We start from the raw sequence: 3,176 nt of genomic DNA on the forward strand, positions 1-3,176 counted from the left end.
GGAGTGTTGTGGTTGATCTTAGTTTGCTTGATGACTGTGTTGTGTTGATGTGCCGATGACTTTCCATGTAGGTGTGTGGTGGTTGTTGGTGTGTTGGTCAAGTTGTCAAGGGCGCACGGTGGATGCCTGGGCATCAGGAGCCGATGAAGGACGTGGGAGGCCGCGATAGGCCTCGGGGAGCTGTCAACCGAGCTGTGATCCGAGGGTGTCCGAATGGGGTAACCCGGCAGCCGTCATGGGCTGTCACCCCCGCCTGAATGTATAGGGCGGGTGGAGGGAACGCGGGGAAGTGAAACATCTCAGTACCCGCAGGAGAAGAAAACAACAGTGATTCCGTGAGTAGTGGCGAGCGAAAGCGGAAGAGGCTAAACCCCGCTTGTGTGATAGCTGGCAGGTGTTGCTGGTGGGGTGTTGTGGGGCGTCATGTCCGGGGGCTGCTGACCCTGGGCGTGGTGGTGGATGGTTAGTCGAAGGCGTTGGGACGCGCCGGCGTAGAGGGTGAGACCCCTGTAGACGAAAACTGTTCATCATCGCGTGGTGACGTGCCCGAGTAGCAGCGAGCCCGTGGAATTCGCTGTGAATCTGCCGGGACCACCCGGTAAGCCTAAATACTTCCTGATGACCGATAGCGGACAAGTACCGTGAGGGAAAGGTGAAAAGTACCCCGGGAGGGGAGTGAAATAGTACCTGAAACCGTGTGCCTACAAGCCGTCAGAGCTGTTGTTCGCAATGGTGATGGCGTGCCTTTTGAAGAATGAGCCTGCGAGTTAGCGGTACGTGGCGAGGTTAACCCGTGTGGGGTAGCCGTAGCGAAAGCGAGTCCGAATAGGGCGTTCATAGTCGCGTGCTCTAGACCCGAAGCGGGGTGATCTACCCATGGCCAGGGTGAAGCGCCGGTAAGACGGTGTGGAGGCCCGAACCCACCAGGGTTGAAAACCTGGGGGATGAGCTGTGGGTAGGGGTGAAAGGCCAATCAAACTCCGTGATAGCTGGTTCTCCCCGAAATGCATTTAGGTGCAGCGTCGCGTGTTACTCACCGGAGGTAGAGCACTGGTTGGCCTAGGGGGCCTACAAGCTTACTGAAGTCAGCCAAACTCCGAATGCCGGTGAGCTCGAGCGCGGCAGTGAGACTGCGGGCGATAAGGTTCGTAGTCGAGAGGGAAACAGCCCAGATCGCCGGCTAAGGCCCCTAAGCGTGCGCTAAGTGGGAAAGGATGTGGGATCGCCCAGACAACCAGGAGGTTGGCTTAGAAGCAGCCACCCTTGAAAGAGTGCGTAATAGCTCACTGGTCAAGTGGTCCTGCGCCGACAATGTAGCGGGGCTCAAGCGCACCGCCGAAGCCGCGGCAACACCACGGACACCTAACGGTGGTGGTGTTGGGTAGGGGAGCGTCATGCGGGTGGTGAAGCGGCGGAGTGATCCAGCCGTGGAACCCGTGTGAGTGAGAATGCAGGCATGAGTAGCGACAGCAGAGTGAGAAACTCTGCCGCCGGATGACCAAGGGTTCCTGGGCCAGGTTTTTCCGCCCAGGGTGAGCCGGGACCTAAGGCGAGGCCGACAGGCGTAGTCGATGGACAACGGGTTGATATTCCCGTGCTCGTGTAGGCGCGTCCATGGCGAGCCCAGGTGTGCTAACCGCCCGAACCCCAAGACTCCTTCGGGAGTCGACCGGGGGAGCGCGGGATCCTGCCTGGTAGTAGCCAAGCGATGGGGTGACGCAGGAGGGCAGCTCCGCCAGTGAGTGGTTGTACTGGTGCAAGCGTGTAGGCCGGCGTATAGGCAAATCCGTACGCCATACAGGTTGAGACGTGACGCATAGCCGTTGAGGCGAAGCAGAGTGATCCCATGCTGCCGAGAAAAGCCTCTAGCGAGTTCCTACGCGACCCGTACCCCAAACCAACACAGGTGGTCAGGTAGAGAATACCGAGGCGTTCGAGCGAACTGTGGTCAAGGAATTCGGCAAAATCCCCCCGTAACTTCGGGAGAAGGGGGACCCTGTTACCTGAAGCTCTTCGCGGGCTAGGGTGGTGGGGTCGCAGAGACCAGGGGGAAGCGACTGTTTACTAAAAACACAGGTCCGTGCGAAGTCGCAAGACGATGTATACGGACTGACTCCTGCCCGGTGCTGGAACGTTAAGGGGACCGGTTAGGCCTCACGGCCGAAGCTGAGAACTTAAGCGCCAGTAAACGGCGGTGGTAACTATAACCATCCTAAGGTAGCGAAATTCCTTGTCGGGTAAGTTCCGACCTGCACGAATGGAGTAACGACTTCCCCGCTGTCTCGACCACAGACTCGGCGAAATTGCACTACGAGTAAAGATGCTCGTTACGCGCGGCAGGACGGAAAGACCCCGGGACCTTCACTACAGCTTGGTATTGGTGCTCGGTTCGGCTTGTGTAGGATAGGTGGGAGACTGTGAAGCTCGCACGCCAGTGCGGGTGGAGTCGCCGTTGAAATACCACTCTGGTCGAATTGGGCATCTAACTTCGGGCCATGATCTGGTCCAGGGACAGTGCCTGGTGGGTAGTTTAACTGGGGCGGTTGCCTCCCAAAGGGTAACGGAGGCGCCCAAAGGTTCCCTCAGCCTGGTCGGCAACCAGGTGTTGAGTGCAAGTGCACAAGGGAGCTTGACTGTGAGACCGACAGGTCGAGCAGGGACGAAAGTCGGGACTAGTGATCCGGCACCTCCTGGTGGAAGGGGTGTCGCTCAACGGATAAAAGGTACCCCGGGGATAACAGGCTGATCTTGCCCAAGAGTCCATATCGACGGCATGGTTTGGCACCTCGATGTCGGCTCGTCGCATCCTGGGGCTGGAGTAGGTCCCAAGGGTTGGGCTGTTCGCCCATTAAAGCGGTACGCGAGCTGGGTTTAGAACGTCGTGAGACAGTTCGGTCCCTATCCGCCGCGCGCGCAGGAGACTTGAGGAAGGCTGTCCCTAGTACGAGAGGACCGGGACGGACGAACCTCTGGTGTGCCAGTTGTCCCGCCAGGGGCACGGCTGGTTGGCTACGTTCGGAAGGGATAACCGCTGAAGGCATCTAAGCGGGAAGCCCGTTCCAAGATGAGGTCTCCCACCCCTACGAGGGTTAAGGCCCCCACCAGACCAGTGGGTTGATAGGCCAGACATGGAAGTACCGCAAGGTATGCAGTGGACTGGTACTAATAGGCCGAGG

General features: G+C 58.8%; 1 rRNA gene. It reads left to right on the forward strand.

What is annotated here, in order from left to right:
* Window positions 1–95: 95 nt before the first annotated feature.
* A 23S ribosomal RNA gene (locus QSK00_RS30260) occupies window positions 96–3,176 on the forward strand; the annotation flags it as partial.

It is taken from the genome of Actinomycetospora sp. NBRC 106378, from assembly GCF_030269685.1.
Taxonomy (GTDB): Bacteria; Actinomycetota; Actinomycetes; order Mycobacteriales; family Pseudonocardiaceae; genus Actinomycetospora.